The organism is Nostoc sp. (genome assembly GCF_036917755.1).
Classification (GTDB): Bacteria; Cyanobacteriota; Cyanobacteriia; order Cyanobacteriales; family Nostocaceae; genus Nostoc.
The window spans coordinates 17,539-34,116 of record NZ_JBALFC010000109.1; the positions used below are offsets into that span (position 1 = coordinate 17,539).

At 42.0% G+C, this 16,578-nt stretch carries 12 protein-coding genes; 5 read left to right on the forward strand and 7 right to left on the reverse strand.

The features are described from left to right. Positions 1 to 129 precede the first annotated feature (129 nt). A complete protein-coding gene (gene phnE, locus V7L05_RS23640) occupies positions 130 to 942 on the forward strand; it encodes a phosphonate ABC transporter, permease protein PhnE (protein ID WP_335167635.1) in 813 nt (270 codons plus the stop codon). Positions 943 to 1,359: 417 nt separating this feature from the next. Next, positions 1,360 to 2,352 (forward strand): phosphonate dehydrogenase, encoded by a 993-nt coding sequence (locus V7L05_RS23645; RefSeq protein WP_335167637.1) that lies wholly within the window; start codon positions 1,360 to 1,362, stop codon positions 2,350 to 2,352. A gap of 197 nt (positions 2,353 to 2,549) precedes the next feature. Here V7L05_RS23645 and V7L05_RS23650 read toward each other — a convergent pair whose 3' ends face one another. From V7L05_RS23650 to V7L05_RS23665, 4 genes are all read right to left on the reverse strand, one after another. Beyond that, on the reverse strand, positions 2,550 to 3,224 hold the full coding sequence (locus V7L05_RS23650; protein ID WP_335167639.1) for a response regulator transcription factor: 675 nt from the start codon (positions 3,222 to 3,224) through the stop codon (positions 2,550 to 2,552). A 25-nt stretch (positions 3,225 to 3,249) separates the two neighbouring features. Beyond that, the gene (locus V7L05_RS23655) at positions 3,250 to 4,683 is read right to left on the reverse strand and encodes a sensor histidine kinase (RefSeq protein WP_335167641.1); all 1,434 of its coding nucleotides are present in this window, start codon (positions 4,681 to 4,683) and stop codon (positions 3,250 to 3,252) included. A 546-nt stretch (positions 4,684 to 5,229) separates the two neighbouring features. Then, positions 5,230 to 7,938 carry an MGH1-like glycoside hydrolase domain-containing protein gene (locus V7L05_RS23660; protein WP_335167643.1) on the reverse strand — a complete coding sequence of 903 codons (2,709 nt, stop codon included), beginning with the start codon at positions 7,936 to 7,938 and terminating at the stop codon, positions 5,230 to 5,232. A gap of 440 nt (positions 7,939 to 8,378) precedes the next feature. Continuing rightward, positions 8,379 to 9,665 carry a type IV pilus twitching motility protein PilT gene (locus tag V7L05_RS23665; RefSeq protein WP_335167645.1) on the reverse strand — a complete coding sequence of 429 codons (1,287 nt, stop codon included), beginning with the start codon at positions 9,663 to 9,665 and terminating at the stop codon, positions 8,379 to 8,381. Positions 9,666 to 10,398: 733 nt separating this feature from the next. Here V7L05_RS23665 and V7L05_RS23670 point away from each other — a divergent pair. Together V7L05_RS23670 and wecB are read left to right on the forward strand one after the other, a co-directional pair. After that, on the forward strand, positions 10,399 to 10,770 hold the full coding sequence (locus V7L05_RS23670; protein ID WP_334949702.1) for a hypothetical protein: 372 nt from the start codon (positions 10,399 to 10,401) through the stop codon (positions 10,768 to 10,770). 328 nt (positions 10,771 to 11,098) lie between these two features. After that, on the forward strand, positions 11,099 to 12,229 hold the full coding sequence (wecB, locus tag V7L05_RS23675; protein ID WP_335167647.1) for a non-hydrolyzing UDP-N-acetylglucosamine 2-epimerase: 1,131 nt from the start codon (positions 11,099 to 11,101) through the stop codon (positions 12,227 to 12,229). 390 nt (positions 12,230 to 12,619) lie between these two features. On the opposite strand, the gene V7L05_RS23680 is transcribed toward wecB, so the two are convergent. The 3 genes from V7L05_RS23680 to V7L05_RS23690 form a co-directional block, all read right to left on the reverse strand. After that, positions 12,620 to 13,273, reverse strand: coding sequence for a peptidoglycan-binding domain-containing protein (locus V7L05_RS23680; RefSeq protein ID WP_335167649.1), 654 nt, complete (start codon positions 13,271 to 13,273; stop codon positions 12,620 to 12,622). Between the two features lie 407 nt (positions 13,274 to 13,680). Next, positions 13,681 to 14,130: a response regulator gene (locus V7L05_RS23685; RefSeq protein ID WP_335167651.1), complete on the reverse strand. Its 450-nt coding sequence runs from the start codon at positions 14,128 to 14,130 to the stop codon at positions 13,681 to 13,683. Between the two features lie 153 nt (positions 14,131 to 14,283). After that, entirely contained in the window at positions 14,284 to 15,021 is a 738-nt protein-coding gene (locus V7L05_RS23690; protein ID WP_335167654.1) for a Crp/Fnr family transcriptional regulator, read from the reverse strand. A 365-nt stretch (positions 15,022 to 15,386) separates the two neighbouring features. Between V7L05_RS23690 and V7L05_RS23695 the strand changes: the two genes are divergently transcribed. Continuing rightward, positions 15,387 to 16,508, forward strand: coding sequence for a metallophosphoesterase family protein (locus V7L05_RS23695; RefSeq protein WP_335167657.1), 1,122 nt, complete (start codon positions 15,387 to 15,389; stop codon positions 16,506 to 16,508). Positions 16,509 to 16,578: the final 70 nt, after the last annotated feature.

Below are 16,578 nucleotides of genomic sequence, written 5' to 3' on the forward strand. Positions count from 1 at the left end.
TCTTTAAATCTGCTGTATTACTGAATTGACTTGATCGCTAGGGTCAATCTAAAATCCGTCTTGGAAAGTTTGCTCAAGTCGGCAGAGCCACCCACGCAACTTTCCGCAAAATCTAAAATCCAAAATTGTGTGACATTTCCTAATCCTAAACCAGCCTTCGAGCAGCTATTGAAGCAACAACGGCGGCAATGGTATCGAACGATCGTAACCTGGGCGATCGCATTTTTGGTGATCAGTGTGTGTTGCTTCCTGGTTGGACTTTGGGACGAGAAACGTCTTTGGGATGGGGTTCCCAGTATCTTAAACTTGCTGCATCAAATGATGCCTCCAGATTTCAGTGATGCCGGAAACTGGGTTAAACCTTTGTTTGATACACTGGCTATGAGTATTGCAGGCACCGCGATCGCCATTGTCTTCTCGATGCCTCTATCTTTATTAGCGGCTCGCAATACAACTCCCCATCCGTTGTTATTTCAAGTTTCACGGTTGGTTCTCAACGGCTTGCGTTCCGTCCCAGAGCTAATTATGGGCATTATCTTTGTGGCAGCCGTTGGCTTTGGCGCACTCCCAGGAACATTGGCGGTAGGATTTCACTCTATCGGCATGGTCGGCAAATTCTTTGCAGAATACATCGAACTGGTCAACGAAGCACCGCTAGAAGCAGCACGAGCTGCGGGAGCCAATAAGGTACAAGTGATTTACCACGGGATTTTGCCGCAGGTGTTACCGCAAATGATGGATCTGACCCTTTATCGATGGGAATATAATTTTCGTGCCTCCACGGTTATGGGAGCGGTAGGGGCTGGTGGCATCGGGTTTGAGCTAATTGGCGCACTTCGGCTGATTAATTACCGGGAAGTTTCAGCAGTGCTGCTAGTAATTTTGCTGATGGTAATTCTCGTTGATGGTTTTAGTAGTTATCTCAGGAAACGTTTAGTCTAGTTCCCGGTGCGAAACTCAGAAGGCTCATTCTATAAAGCCTAAAAACGAAGGTTTTAGTTCCTGGAAACATCTTAAATCCGTATCCTTATTTTTTGGAAATTTAGTTTCGCACCGAGAAGTAGTCTAGTGGTCTATCAAGGAAACTTTGACGAGTAAATAAATTCTTCAATTTCTTTCTTTCTTCGCGCTCTTTGCGTCCTTCTCTGCGAGACGCTACGCGAACGCGGTTCGTTCTCTTATTCCTCAAATTTAATACGATAGACCACTAGTACAACACGGCGTAAATAAACCACCCATTCTAAATCAATACAACTCTTGGAGAGGCTGCGCCAACGGCAAGCTCTGTTACCATGAAATGCTTACGCTGTATACCTGTTTGAATTTTGAATTCCGCCTTGCGGTACTAGGAGGTTGCTGATGAAACCCAAAGTTGTAATTACGCACTGGGTTCACCCGGAAATTATTACAAACTTAAGTGAGCATTCTGAAGTAGTTGCAAATCCAACCAGAGAGACTTTACCGCGTGAAGAAATTCTCAAGTTGGCGCAGAACGCTGAAGCTTTGATGGTTTTTATGCCAGATAAAATCGATGAGGCGTTTCTGAAAGCTTGTCCAAAATTGAAGATTATCGCCGGAGCATTAAAGGGTTACGATAATTTTGATGTTGAAGCCTGCACCCGTCAAGGTATTTGGTTCACAATCGTCCCTAGCTTATTAGCTGTGCCAACAGCTGAGTTGACAATTGGACTGATCATCGGGTTAGCCCGTCAGATGTTACCAGGCGATCGCTTGATTCGTCAAGGCACCTTTGCAGGTTGGCGACCGCATCTATATGGTATGGGATTAGCAAACCGGACACTGGGAATTGTTGGTATGGGCAGTCTAGGGCAAGCCCTCGCTCAACGGCTTTCCAGTTTTGAAATGAACCTGATTTACAGCGATGCGATGCCCTTACCCAAGGAAAAAGCAGCAGCTTGGGGCTTGTCACAGGTTTCCCTAGATACGCTATTGGCAACCAGTGATTTTGTCGTGCTAATGGTTCCTCTGCAACCGGAAACGTTTCATCTGATCAATGAGACATCTTTAGCAGATATGAAACCAGGGAGTTTCTTAATCAATCCCTGTCGCGGCTCAGTAGTTGATGAACAAGCGGTCAGTCAGGCTTTAGCCTCTGGACATTTAGCAGGTTATGCAGCCGATGTCTTTGAACTAGAAGATTGGGCGCGTGGCGATCGCCCGTCGGAAATTCCTCCATCTCTGTTAGAGAAACAAAACCAAACCTTTTTTACTCCTCATTTAGGATCTGCGGTAGATGATTTACGACGTGACATTGCTCTAGAGGCATCTCAAAATATTTTACAAGTCTTACAAGGTAATTCTCCTCAAGGAGCAATCAATTGTCCAAGTTGAAATAGTAGAGTCTGATTGAATTTAGAGTTTTTCTATATATAGAGCAACGAATTATTTGACCAAAACAGCAGATTGTTTGTCACCATTTCAAACCTTTCTGCATCGCTTGTTCAAGCAATTTATACAGCTTTATCAAAACAGAATTCTGAATTCCGACTCCTGACTCCTGAATTCTGTCTTCTGACTCCTTCTGATGATTACTCGCGCAGTGCATAACCTACACCACGAACTGTATGAATCAAACGCTTTTCATGATTTTCTTCTAACTTGAGTCGCAGATAACGAATATAAACCTCAATAATATTAGAATCACCCATGAAGTCATAACCCCAAACTTTCTCTAGAATTTGATCTCTAGTAAATACCTGACGGGGATGTGAAAGGAGATATTCTAATAAGTCAAACTCTTTTGCTGTTAACTCAATGCTTCGTTTCTCCCGAAATACTTCACGGGTGCGGTGATTTAAGCTTAAATCTTGAAATTGCAACAAATCCTCATCTGTTTCTTGCGTGCGGCGGAGATGGGCGCGAATTCTAGCTAGTAGTTCCTCAATGCTGAAGGGCTTAACCACATAATCATCGGCTCCTGAATCTAATCCTGCCACGCGATCGCTCACTTCATCTTTTGCTGTCAACAAAATTACTGGTACTGTACTGCCTGTTGCTCGCAAACGGCGACAAATTTCTAAGCCTGTCAGTCCTGGTAGCATCCAATCCAAAATCGCTAAATCTGGCGATGAGTCTCGCGCCAGGGTTAGACCTGCGATGCCATCATGGGCAACACTTACTTGGTATCCTTCGCTACTAAGTTCTAATTCGACAAATCGCGCCAGTTTGACTTCATCTTCCACCAAAAGGATATGTGCTGTCATATTTTTGCTCCTAAAGCAGGTAATGTCAGATTAAACTGCTATATGTAGGTAAACTGATTGTAAACGTACTGCCTTCCCCTAACTTTGATTGCACACTTACACTACCCCCCATACCTTCTACAAGTGTCTTGACAATCGATAAACCCAAACCACAACCCCCAGTAGCATGAGAGCGGGATTCATCTACGCGGTAAAATCTCTCAAAAATCCGTGCTTGCTGTTGTAAAGGAATGCCATAACCTCTATCACAAAGTTGAATAATTGCCTTGTCTTGAAGCTGATTTAACTTAAAAATTACGGGTGTATTAGCTTCAGAATAATTAACAGCATTATCAATTAAATTCAATAATACTTGTTTCAGACGACTGTAGTCTGCTTTTACCTCAATTGGATAAACTTTTGACTCAATTGTAATGACGCGATCGCTATATTTTTCTGCCATCACTACAACTTCTTCAACCAAGTCATTCAGCACATAAGATTTTATTTGAAAGTATAAGTAACCGCTATCTGCTCGTGCTAAATCAAGTAAATCTTGTAGCAGGCGGATAGTGCGTTCAGCTTCCGATGCAGCAGTTTCTAAAGCTTCTTGTTGAGTTTGGGTTAAGTTATTCTGTCTTCGCAAGACACTTTGTAAATAACCATGTACAATTGTTAAGGGTGTACGTAACTCGTGAGAAACATTACTCACAAATTCTCGCTCTTGCTCCCAAGATTGGGAGAGACGCGATAACAGCATAGTTAAGGTTTGAGCTAATTCTTTGACTTCGCTGGGTGCATTATCAAGATATAGCTGTGCTTGTCCTAAATCTTCAGCAGAAATCATAGAAGCCATTTGATTTAGCTGGCGCAGAGGTTGCAGAGAACGCCTAATATAAAGTGCGATCGCAGCAGTTAGGATAATAATTGCAAAAACACTAGTAATAGCTAAACTTTGCACCATTACCACAAACATTCTCTGTTCGCGGGTAATATCCTTTACTACAAATAACTCACCCACTAACTTCCCCTGCACTTGCACAGAACTACCGCATAAAACAAAGTAGCTTTGATTCACTTTGTAAACTTGTGGTTTAATCTGCATCTTAGTCAGGGACATTAACTCAGCTACCGTAGTATCAGATAATAAATCTAAAGTGGCAGATTTTACCAAAATCTTATTATCAGGACTTTTTAACCATAATAATGTGTTGGTATTTGCCAGGTTATTAATAGCCTTTTGCAACCCAGTTTCAGGTTGCATCATTTCACTATAAAGTTGCACATCTCGCGGCAAGCGCTTAGCAATTTCTTCGATGTTATTCTTATGACTATCAACTAAAATTTGCTGCATTTTCCAACTAGTCCATGTAGCGAGGCTACCTAATACCAAAGCTGAAAATGCTGCAATCCCAACCGTGAGGCGTGACTGTAAAGAAAATGGGTCTATATTTATCCAAACTTTTCTGATTTGCTTCACTGTTCTGGTTGCGTTTGAGGTGTTGAAAAAGGCTTTATCAATAAAATCAGACTGCTAAATGTAAAGTTCTTATCAACTGCTACATCTTTAGTTCTAGCTGATTTGAACTTACCTCTATTGTATCCCTACAGTGAAAAGGGCAGCAATTCCAAAAAGATTGCTAAATATTTTTATTTCATTGCATTCTCAACTCCGCAAATCTTTCTCTAAGAATAATATAAATTGATTTACTAATAATTAAATTAGTTTACGCTGAGAATTTCCTTAAAATTTATACTCCTGTCTACTTTATCTTTGTACTCTTATATGAACGCAAGCACTGAAAGTAAACCTTGCTCTTTATAGGACTTACGCACTGTACAAATTCATCGTGATGTAGATTAACGAAAATAGGTTGTTTCAGGCTTTTCTTAATTATCCTTTGATCGTAAATAGACCATATTTTAGGGGTTTAGCATTGCTAAACCCCTACGAAAGATGTAGTTTTTAACCTTACAAATAATTTGGTTTTTAAGGAGGGCTAGGGAGGAGCAGATTTAGATGTCCTTATATTAGAGCGATCGCTTCTTTATCCTTCTCTATTTCTGCTTCTTGATGCTGTGCTTCATATTCACCAAATTGCTGAATTAATTTCGCAACTAAACCTGTCCAGCCAGTTTGATGACTAGCTCCAATTCCGCTTCCGTTATCACCATGAAAATACTCATGAAATAAAATCAAATCTCGCCAGTGTGGATCATTTTGAAACTTTTGGATTCCACCATAAACAGGACGTTCACCAGAGGCATTTTGCAAGAAAATTCTGGTTAACCTTTGAGATAATTCAGATGCAACTTGCCAAAGTGTCATCATTTGACCAGAACCTGTAGGACATTCCACTTTGAAATCGTCTCCTAGATAATAATGAAACTTTTGTAGAGATTCAATTAGGATAAAATTCACTGGAAACCAGACGGGGCCGCGCCAGTTAGAATTACCACCAAATAAACCACTGGTAGATTCAGCCGGTTCATAATCCACCCGAAATTGCGAACCATTGACATCAAAAGTGTAAGGATGTTCAGCATGAAATCTAGAAAGTGCCCGAATGCCATAATGACCAAAAAACTCACTTTCATCCAGCATTTTTTGCAGAATACTTCTGAGCTTATCTCTGGAAACGATCGCCAATAACCTCCGCGCACCTACTCCTTTTGTTTCCATACAAGCCACATTTTGCCGCAAGTCAGGACGGTTTTGGATGAACCATTCCAATCGCTTTTTAAAACCGGGAAGCATTTTTAAAGTATCTGATTCAATACTTTCAATGGCAAACAGAGGAATTAATCCTACTATTGACCTGACTTTTAAGGTAATCTGCCGTTCAGATAAATGCAGCACATCGTAGTAAAATCCATCTGATTCATTCCATAAACTGGCTTCCATTTCGCCAATTTTATTCATGGCATCAGCAATGTAAAGGAAATGCTCAAAGAACTTGCTAGCAATGTCTTCGTAAACAGGATTAGTCTTTGCCAATTCTAGAGCGATCGCTAACATATTTAAACAATACATTCCCATCCAACTAGTACCATCAGATTGGTCGATGTGTCCGCCTGTAGGTAAAGCCGCGCTGCGGTCAAATACACCAATATTATCTAAACCGAGAAATCCCCCTTGAAAGACGTTGTTACCCTCAGCATCTTTGCGATTCACCCACCAAGTGAAATTGAGCATTAGCTTTTGAAACACTCGTTCTAAAAACTGTCTGTCTGCTCGTCCATATATCTTCTGTTCAATCTTGTAAATCCGCCAAGTTGCCCAAGCATGAACAGGTGGATTAACATCACCAAATGCCCATTCATAGGCAGGAATTTGCCCATTAGGATGCATATACCATTCCCGTGTTAAAACATCCAACTGATATTTAGCAAAATCGGGGTCAATCATTGCCAAAGGAATAGTATGAAATGCCAAATCCCAAGCTGCAAACCAAGGATATTCCCATTTATCAGGCATAGAAAGGATATCTTTATTGTAGAGATGGAACCATTCCCAATTTCTGCCGTGTTGACGTTCTGGAGGTGGCGGTGGTGTATTGCGATCGCCCTTCAGCCAATCCTCTAAAACATAGTGATAATATTGCTTGCTCCACAGCATTCCCGCAAATGCTTGTCGTTGCACATTTCGCATATCTTCACTGAGTGGAAATGGCGTGACGCGCTGATAAAATTTATCTGCTTCCTGTTGTCGTTCCCAAAAGATTGTATCGAATCCTTGGCCAAATGGCTCAACTAAATTGGGTACATCACTCAATCGCAATTTAACAATTTTAGTTTCACCTGCACCTAGTGTTAACAAATAATCAGCAGATGCTTTAGTACCAACTTTATTTGGATTTACCGCCTCTTTTTTACCATGAACGATGTAGTCATTAATCCCATCTTTGACATAGGCAGATGAATTAGGAGAGCCAAATATTCGCTGATAATTTGTTTCGTTTTCTGTAAAGAGAATTTCGTTTGCTTCCTGACAATACAGCCACCTTTTACCTAAAGTTGAGTGAAACACCTCAACCACATGAAAGCTATTACCCGATTCGACCTCTTTTAAAGTAGGTTTATTTGTATCCCCATTCCAAGACCAAGTATTACGAAACCAGAGAGTAGGTAACAGGTGTAGTGTCTTTGCTTCTAACCCACGGTTGACTACTTTAATTTGGATGAGAATATCTTCAGCAGAATCCTTAGCATATTCAACGAATATATCAAAGTAACGATTTTCATCAAATATCCCTGTATCTAGTAATTCAAATTCTGGCTCGTGACGATTTCTGCGTTGATTTTCTGCGACTAATTGGGAGTACGGAAAGGCTTTATGGGGATATTTGTAAAGCGCTTTCATGTAAGAATGGGTAGGGGTATTATCTAGATAAAAGTAATATTCCTTAACATCTTCTCCATGATTCCCTTCACTACCATTTAGACCAAAAAATCTTTCTTTGAGAATGGAATCTTCACCATTCCAAAGTGCGATCGCAAAACAAAGCCGTTGATGGTTATCAGAAATACCAGCAATACCATCTTCACCCCAACGGTAGGCGCGAGAACGAGCCTGATCATGGGTGAAATAGTCCCAGGCTGTACCGTTTGCGCTGTAGTCTTCGCGCACGGTTCCCCATTGGCGATCGCTCAAATATGGCCCCCATCTACGCCAATGAGCTTTGTGACTCAAGGCTTCTGCTAATCTGATTTCTTCTTGGGTTAGATTTGTCATAATATCATCCCCTACATATCTGCACTTTAATTAATTTGCCATCTTGAGTATCCCTTTTTTAACTGAGATCGTGCTGAAGTTTTGATTAAAAATTTATAGGACAATTGGTAAATAAAATGTAAGATACACTCAGGAACAAATCAGATTAAGTTTAGTTACTAAATCAAGCTAATCTATATTTATTGCATTGAATATGGTTCCGATTTTTCAATTAGGGTTGCGATCGCTTAACGAAAGATTCAACATTTCTATACTAATAAATTAAATGACACCGCGACAAATTCGTGCGATCAAGCTAAGTCTTACAAACTTTAGGCTTGCAACAATTTGTGTTGATGCAGCCTCTAAGTTCCCTGTGCTGATTCTAGACTTCACACCCTCAATGACACTAATTTGGCACAGCATCAAATAAAAACTCACTGTACAGCAGATAGCCAGACTTAAACTCGACCTCGGAGAAACTGCGCCATTTCGTTAGGAGTTGGTGACATTTCCAAAGCAGTTTCTTCAGTGATGCGACCCTCTTGATAGAGATTGAGCAACGACTGATTCATCGTAATCATCCCGTCAAACCCAGCTTGTTTCATCAACTCGCCAATTTCATCATACTTACCGTCTTTAATCCATTCTTTAATAGCCTCAGTATTGATCAGCACATCGTGGAAAGCAGCCCGCTTGCCGTCAGTTGTGCGACACAAACCTTGAGCAATTACTGACACTAAAGACTCAGAAATTGCCACCCGCATTGCATCCTGTTCCTCACCAGAGAAGAGATTGAGAATCCGCTCAATGGTTTTAACAGCGCTATTGGTGTGCAGAGTTCCCATAACTAAGTGACCAGTCTGAGCGGCTTTTAGGGCGGTGTTAACCGTTTCCTTATCCCGCATTTCCCCCACCAGAATCAAATCTGGGTCTTCCCGCAAAGCTGCTTTCAAAGCGTTGTCAAATTTCCGGGTGTGCATTCCGACTTCGCGCTGTTTAACTAAAGACTTGCGGCTTTGATGGACAAATTCTATTGGGTCTTCAATGGTGATGATATGCTTGGCCATCTCTTTATTGATGTAGTCAACCATCGCTGCCATTGTGGTGGACTTACCAGAACCAGTAGGCCCAGTCACCAAAATTAAACCTTTGTGGTAATGACAAATATCCCGGAAAATTGGGGGTAAATTCAACTGTTCCATAGTTAAGATTTTCAGTGGAATCAACCGCAACACCATTGCAGGCCCTTTGAGGGAGCCAAAAACATTAATCCGCACGCGAGCAAAGTCATACTGAGTTGCTCCGTCAAATTCTAAGCTCTCTTCAAAGCGCTGAATTTCTCCCTCACTCATCACCTCCCGCAACCACTTCATAAAAACTTCTTTATCTGTTTCTGGATAATCCATTGATTGAATTTCTCCTCGGCTGCGGAAGCGGGGTACTTCACCTACACCCAAGTGCAAGTCAGAATATCCCTGATCGTAAGCTACCCTGATTAACTGCGCTAAAGTCAGTTGTGGAATGCTGTTTTGAGGGCGAACTGAACTAGGTATTGGCGGTGGACCAACCGGACGATGACCGGCAACAGGTGCGTTGGCGCTCCTATCCATAGACATATCCAATGTTTGTGTCATCTGCCGCTGCGTACTAGAGGTTGGCGGTGGTGGCGGCATTGGTGGCGGCATTGGTGGCAGGTTACGTCCGGCAGCAGGATTAGAATTTAATGAAGATTGTGATTCTGTCATATATCTTAAAATTTGGCAGTTAAAAAGTTGAATTAGCGAGAAGTCAAGTCACTTGCTTCGATGACTTTTGGAGGATGCTTGCGTGCAAGCCCCGGCAGTGATGGGAGGCGATTGAAACTCTAAAACCACGGTCAATTCATTTTATCCACCTCGATTTGTATCTTTTTTTGCCTAATTTTTTACTACTCATAAGATTGAGATAGGTTAAATAACCTCTCTAACTTGGTTTAACACACACAGGGACTCAAGATGCAGCAGTAAATATACATAGATTTTCAGTAATTTATAATGCTGTTTTTTAAACATGAATATTCTCAAGACTTAGATGAGAAATTTATCTCAGGTATGGACACGAATTGCCAGCAATTAACAGCACAAACACTAGCAGATCATTTATTCAGCGCATTTATCAATTATGAGAGCCACTACTAATTTTTATAAGAAATGTTAAGTTGAATCGGAGCAATATCCTGGGGATCAAGGTTAAAAGCTCATACCTTTTACGTTATATATCTGAAGACGGATGCAGAAAACAAGTTTTTCTAATAGATATAAATTTGACTTCAAATTCATAATTACAAAAAATTAACTGTAAACTTTAGTAAATAAATGCTCATTTTCCCAATTAGTTTTTATATACTGAATTTCACTGAGAAACGAATTAGTTAGACTCGCCAAAAGCGAAAACTGACTGAAAATTAAAATTTGTTGTGTATTTTTAGGAGGAAAAGTCATGGTTTCTGCTCAAAGCTCTAATCTAGGAAAGACCTACTCCTTGTTGATGATTAAAAGCTTTTTAATATGGACTTTTACATTGGCAGTATGCTTGTTGGTTGTCGGTTTTCCACTAGTTGTCTTAATGGCAACGGTCGGATGTCTGTTATCAATTGTCTTGCAATCTGTGATGCCTGTTAGTGCAGTTTTGCTTGTAGCAGGCGCTTTAATCATGTTTAATGTCATCGCCGTTGTATTGGCTGCGGGTGTGCTAACTGTTAAAGGAGTTCATCCTAATCAAATCAAATGGTTAAGCTGGCTGCATGGAGAGGCAGACCAAATGCAGACTACTGTTTACGCTGCTTGCCCTTTAACTTGTGAGATCAAGTAGTTATTACAGGTAAATAGGACAAACAGTGCGTCTGCCCGGTTAAGCCGGGTTTTTTCATGCTCTTTAAAGGGGAAGGGGGAAAGGGCATGGCAGTTAGTGATATTCAGCGTCCTCATACTACTGTGAAAGACTGGCGATCGCAGCAGACAGAAATTATTTCAGTGACAGTCGTTATTGACTACAGTCCGATACAAAATTAAGGGTTTTAGCTACTGCTTGGCAATGCCAGTAAACTTAAATTTATGATTTGTGTGATGATTGACCGCCAACTATTGACTATTAACCATAAACCATTGACTATAGACAATTGGCAAATGACAGATGACAAATGACTAATCAAAAATGCGTTTGCATTATCTTGGGTACTCGTCCAGAAGCGATTAAACTAGCTCCAGTAATTCAGGTTTTCCAGAAGTCTTCAGGTTTTGAGTTGCAAGTAATTCTAACTGGACAGCATCGGGAGATGGTTGAGCAAGTTATGCAACTATTCAACATCAAGGCAGATTATAACTTGGAAATTATGCAGGCTCGGCAATCTCTAAATGATATTACCTGCCGCAGTTTACAAGGGTTAGAAGCGTTATTCCAGGATAAAAAGCCTGATTTAGTGCTGGTACAGGGAGACACTACCACGGCTTTTGCCGCAACTTTGGCAGCTTTTTATCAAAAAATCCCTGTCGGTCATGTAGAAGCAGGGTTAAGAACTGATGATATATTCAATCCTTATCCAGAAGAAGCTAATCGGCGGTTGATTTCTCAAATTACTCAGTTGCACTTTGCACCGACTCCTTGGGCTGTGGAGAACTTGCACCGTTCGGGTGTTTTGGGTGAAATTCACATGACGGGTAATACGGTAATTGATGCGCTGTTGAATGTAGCTGCAACCCAAGCAGTCTGCAATGTGCCAGGGTTAGACTGGGAATCATATCGCGTTTTGTTGGCAACAGTTCATCGCCGGGAGAATTGGGGAGAACCTCTGCTAGCGATCGCTCAGGGTTTTTTACAAATTTTAGACAAGTTTCCTGATACAGCTTTGCTTTTACCATTACACCGCAATCCGACAGTGCGAGTCCCATTGCAGGAACTTTTAGGGAATCATCCCCGAATTTTCTTGACAGAACCTCTAGATTATGGCGAATTGGTGGGAGCAATTGGGCGATCGCATCTTTTGCTCACTGACTCTGGTGGGTTGCAGGAAGAAGCCCCCAGTTTGGGAAAACCAGTACTGGTTTTGAGAGACACCACCGAAAGACCAGAGGCTGTTGCAGCTGGTACAGCTAAACTTGTAGGTACTACGAGTGAGAACATTTTTGCAGCTGCTGCGGAGTTACTCAGTGATCCAGATGCTTATGAAGCAATGGCAAATGCAATCAATCCCTTTGGCGATGGTCATGCAGCAGAGCGCATTTTACAGATTGTGCAAAATTACTTGGGTTTTTCATCAGAAACATCAACTTGAACTTAAAGATGTCGGAAGTCGGAAGTCGGAAGTACAGTTGACAAAACATCTTTGCAACACATGAATCGGCTGTAGGGGCTTACAGATGTCATACGTGTCAACTTAAGCCTTGGCGAAGGTCATACAGCCTCCGGCACGCTGACGCGTAGCTTGCTTCTCCGTAGGAGTACGCGGCTACACAAACTCTCGTCCACCTCGTGGACTAATACAAAATCAAGGATTCTTAACCCACGGAGGTAGGTTTTGCCTTGTGTAGGCGCGGTTTCTAACCGCCCTTTTAACCTTAAGTTGACACCAATGTACAGATGTACGTCCCTACCTATGTATCTCTCCATCTCACAAGAAAACAGGTAGAACTTGGAAAGGAGATTTTCAAAGAGTGGCTTCTGGCTAAATACCCAGAGCTGATCGAGTTTCGGGACCTACAACACCATCTACAAGTAGACCTTTACTTGCCTGAAAGCTGCGGACTCGGCTAACAGTTTCTTGACCGTAAATTCCGTCAACTCTGAGATTACCTAAAGCTGTTTGAACGTCTCTCACAAGCAGACCTTTAGAACCAGGGGTAAGAATTACCGAACCGCCAACACCACCAGGTCTAGTCACAGGAAGATTGTTAGGTTTATCGCCAATCCATCGGGCAAAAACGTATCTACCCGTAGAAAGCCTAGCAAAACCGTTTTCATACCTTTCAATCGCTGGAAGTGTTGCGCCATTTGGTACACAGTCCACATATGAGTAGTTGCTGCTTGGGCCTGTACGGATACGTAAACAACTGCCGTTAGTCTTGACATATGCAGCCGAACTCATTTCAATTTGGGTAACAGCAACAAGTAATACACCAACGCCAGCTAAAGCTAACCAAGCCGAAGATTTAAGTAGTTTTTTCCAATTCCATTGAGATTTGGTGATTCCAGATGCCTTTTCTTGAGCAATAACTATGTCGGAAGATTTAAAAAGTTTTTTCCAATTCCATTGAGATTTGGTGTTTCCAGATGCCTCTTCTTGAGCAATAAACATATGAGAATAAGCAAGATATTCCATGATCCGCTCCCTTAGATACAAAAATGAGTACTTCCAGAGAATTACTTGGTTATTCTCTGTATTTATTCTTAGTATATTTTATATCTCTACCTTTCAACAGGTTTTACTGGTAGCGAAATTAAGAAAAAATAAAATTAGTCTAGGACTTACGCACTTTACAAATTGAGTATCATGTGCATATCAAGCTTATTAAGATAAAAGTCTTGCCCTGCCTCGTTCCCAGGTAGAGCCTGGGAATGTGATCACTCGGAGGGCTGCTGCCTCCCAGTTTGACAGGAGGCAGCAGCCCTCCCACAAGAGCATTACAAGGCAGAGCCTTGTAATGAGAGGTAATCCACATTTGGTTATGTCTGTCAATGCGTAAGTCCTATAGTCAAAAGATTTCTGAAAAAATAAATAAAATTTAGTTAAAGCTTACTGGCTTCTGCTTTGTTGCATCCAAATATATCAAACGTATATTCGAGTCCAGCTAAAGTAGCAACCACAGAAACTAACTCCTCTAAGTCCATCGGCTTACATTGGTATATATCATAACCTGCTTGTGATGCAAGATTACGGTCTTCGTCGCAAGCAGATGCCGTTAGAGCAATAGCTGGAATCATTCTCCCTCGCTTTGCTTCCAGACTTCTGGCCTTCAATAGCAGTGAGTAGCCGTCTTCATCTGGTAAATAAATGTCACTAATTAGGACATCTGGTTTAAAAAATGACATTATTTCTAGAGCCTCACCTGCTGAAGCGGCTGTGACTATCTCTGCTCCGTCTAATTCAAACAGGAAGGTAAGTAATGTTCTCGTATCAGGGTCGTCATCCACAACGAGCAATCGCAGACCTTTAAAAGATATCGATTGATTTGACATTGTTCTCGCTGCCTTGTAACTCAAACACTTGGAGTAGCAATTAGATCAAAAGGCACGTATTTGTAAATGCCATTTGCTGCGTACTTTACCAAATCTTAAAGGAACTAGCTAGCAAGCGTCTGTCCGGTTTCGGACATAAAATATTAAAATAATTCATCTGCGATCGCGCCTTGGCTGATTCTCCAGCAACCGAGCAAATTCGCCTTGTATGACCCGATAACACTCGCAGGAAGTTGCTTCCAAATCCTCTCGGTTCAGGATTCTAATATGACCACGCTGGTAGCGAATTATTCCGGCTCGGCTCAGGGTGCTAGCCGCTACTGTCACACCGGAGCGGCGTACACCCAGCATCTGGGAGATAAATTCTTGCGTAAGTGGAAAATCCTCTGATTCCAGACGGTCAGAGACTGTCAGAAGCCAACGAGCCAGCCGTTCCTCCAGTATATGCAGACGATTGCAGGCAGCTGCTTGCCCCAGTTCAGAGTATACAGCTTGTACATAGCGCAGCAGCAGGTTTTGAATAGCTCCGCCGCGATTAAACTCGGTTCTAAGTACATTTGCATCTATCTGCATTCCAGCCCCCGAAACTTGCACAAACGCTTTTGTGATTGTTGTGTTGCCTCCTAAAATCACTGGGATACCCACCATGCCTTCCTTGCTCACTATCCCAACTTCCACCATCGAGCCATCTTCCATACTAGCGACTACAGAAACCACTGCGTCTTGGAGAAAATAGACGTGTATGATGGGTTCTCCTGCTTCGTAAATGACTTGGTGAGTGGCAAGCGAAACCAACTTCAGGTGGGGAACAAGACGCTCATAATCACTAACCGGCAGAGCCGCTAACAACTTATTTGCTGGTTGCTCAACAGCATTTTTGTCTAATGACATTAGGATTCTCCTAAATGTAGCCGTCTCTAGAAAAAGCAACTGCGGCATAAGGAGAAAAATTAAAAATCCAATCCTAATGTCAAAAGTTGTAGTCAACTGCCCCACCCACTCTTGGGTTGGGGTTTTACGCGCGATCAATAAAATATATTAACATATTTCGTACTCTGCGGATTCGCCTTTAGCGTTCTCGGAGAGTAACCGCTACGCCTCTTATAGATACAATGCCCAGTCGTCTCAGTCGTGGTCTAAATACATGAAAATTACTGTAATGTATATAAGTGTTAAGTAAACGCACTCCTAAGCAGGGAGAGAGAGTAAGGGTTATACTTTTGGGAAAAGGCTTATTTTAACATTTTCATAAATCAATGGCTCTCAATTTTCGCTTTGCGGTAGTCAGCGACTTACACCTGGCACTTCCCCATACAATCTGGGATCATCCCAGCCGATTTCATCTAGTGGAAGTCAGTATCTCAGCATTTAAAAGTGTATTAGAACATTTAACACAACTCGATTTAGATTTCTTGTTGTTGCCAGGAGATTTAACCCAGCACGGCGAACCAGAGAACCACGCCTGGTTGCAACAATGTTTAGCCCAGCTACCTTTTCCTGTGTATGTTGTTCCTGGTAATCATGACGTTCCTGTGCTGTTGGCTTCGCAGCAATCAATTGGTTTTGCGGATTTTCCCTACTATTACACGAAGTTTGGCTATGACGATCCACAGCAGATTTACTACATTCGTCAGTTATTGCCTGGAGTTAAGCTGATTGGACTGAATTCTAACTTCTTTAATGACCAGGGTGAGCAAGTGGGGTGTTTGGATACCAAACAGCTACGGTGGTTAGAAGAGGTGCTGGCGGCGTCTGGTGATGAATTAGTTCTAGTGATGGTGCATCATAATGTGGTGGAGCATTTGCCCAATCAATCGAACCATCCACTGGCATATCGCTATATGTTGTCCAATTCAGCAGAACTTTTGCAGTTGCTGAGGCGCTACGGAGTCAAGCTAGTCTTTACCGGGCATTTGCACATTCAGGATGTTGCTTACTCCCAAGGAGTATATGATATTACCACTGGTTCTTTAGTTAGTTATCCTCACCCTTATCGGGTGCTAGAGTTTCATCGGGATAACCAAGGTAAAGAATGTTTGCAAATTTCATCCCATCGCGTAGAGTCAGTGCCTGAGTTCCCCGACTTGCAACAGTCATCGCGGCAGTGGATGGGCGATCGCTCTTTCCCCTTCCTAGTCAAGTTACTAACTGACTCTCCATTATACTTACCATTATCACAGGCAAAAGAATTAGCTCCTAGTTTGCGCGACTTCTGGGCAACTATTGCCGATGGGGATGCAGTATTAGATTACCCCAACTTTCCGCTAGAAGTGCGGCGCTACATTCAGACTTATGGTGCATCACAGCCTAAGCCAGGCATGGCTAGTAGTGAAGCTCTTACCCTGATTGATAATAACAGCACACTCTTGCTGAATTAGGAGTAATGAGTAGCCTCTTTCCATCAGCCCCCGTACTATCATGTTATCCTGTGTTCCTTTTTAGATAGCG

Excerpts from the sequence above, each read along its gene's own strand:
- V7L05_RS23685 (WP_335167651.1), bottom strand. The coding sequence starts at position 14,130 with ATGTCAAATCAATCGATATCTTTTAAAGGTCTGCGATTGCTCGTTGTG.
- V7L05_RS23660 (WP_335167643.1), bottom strand. The coding sequence starts at position 7,938 with ATGACAAATCTAACCCAAGAAGAAATCAGATTAGCAGAAGCCTTGAGT.
- V7L05_RS23670 (WP_334949702.1), top strand. The coding sequence starts at position 10,399 with ATGGTTTCTGCTCAAAGCTCTAATCTAGGAAAGACCTACTCCTTGTTG.
- wecB (WP_335167647.1), top strand. The coding sequence starts at position 11,099 with ATGACTAATCAAAAATGCGTTTGCATTATCTTGGGTACTCGTCCAGAA.
- V7L05_RS23695 (WP_335167657.1), top strand. The coding sequence starts at position 15,387 with ATGGCTCTCAATTTTCGCTTTGCGGTAGTCAGCGACTTACACCTGGCA.
- V7L05_RS23650 (WP_335167639.1), bottom strand. The coding sequence starts at position 3,224 with ATGACAGCACATATCCTTTTGGTGGAAGATGAAGTCAAACTGGCGCGA.
- V7L05_RS23665 (WP_335167645.1), bottom strand. The coding sequence starts at position 9,665 with ATGACAGAATCACAATCTTCATTAAATTCTAATCCTGCTGCCGGACGT.
- V7L05_RS23690 (WP_335167654.1), bottom strand. The coding sequence starts at position 15,021 with ATGTCATTAGACAAAAATGCTGTTGAGCAACCAGCAAATAAGTTGTTA.
- V7L05_RS23645 (WP_335167637.1), top strand. The coding sequence starts at position 1,360 with ATGAAACCCAAAGTTGTAATTACGCACTGGGTTCACCCGGAAATTATT.
- V7L05_RS23680 (WP_335167649.1), bottom strand. The coding sequence starts at position 13,273 with ATGGAATATCTTGCTTATTCTCATATGTTTATTGCTCAAGAAGAGGCA.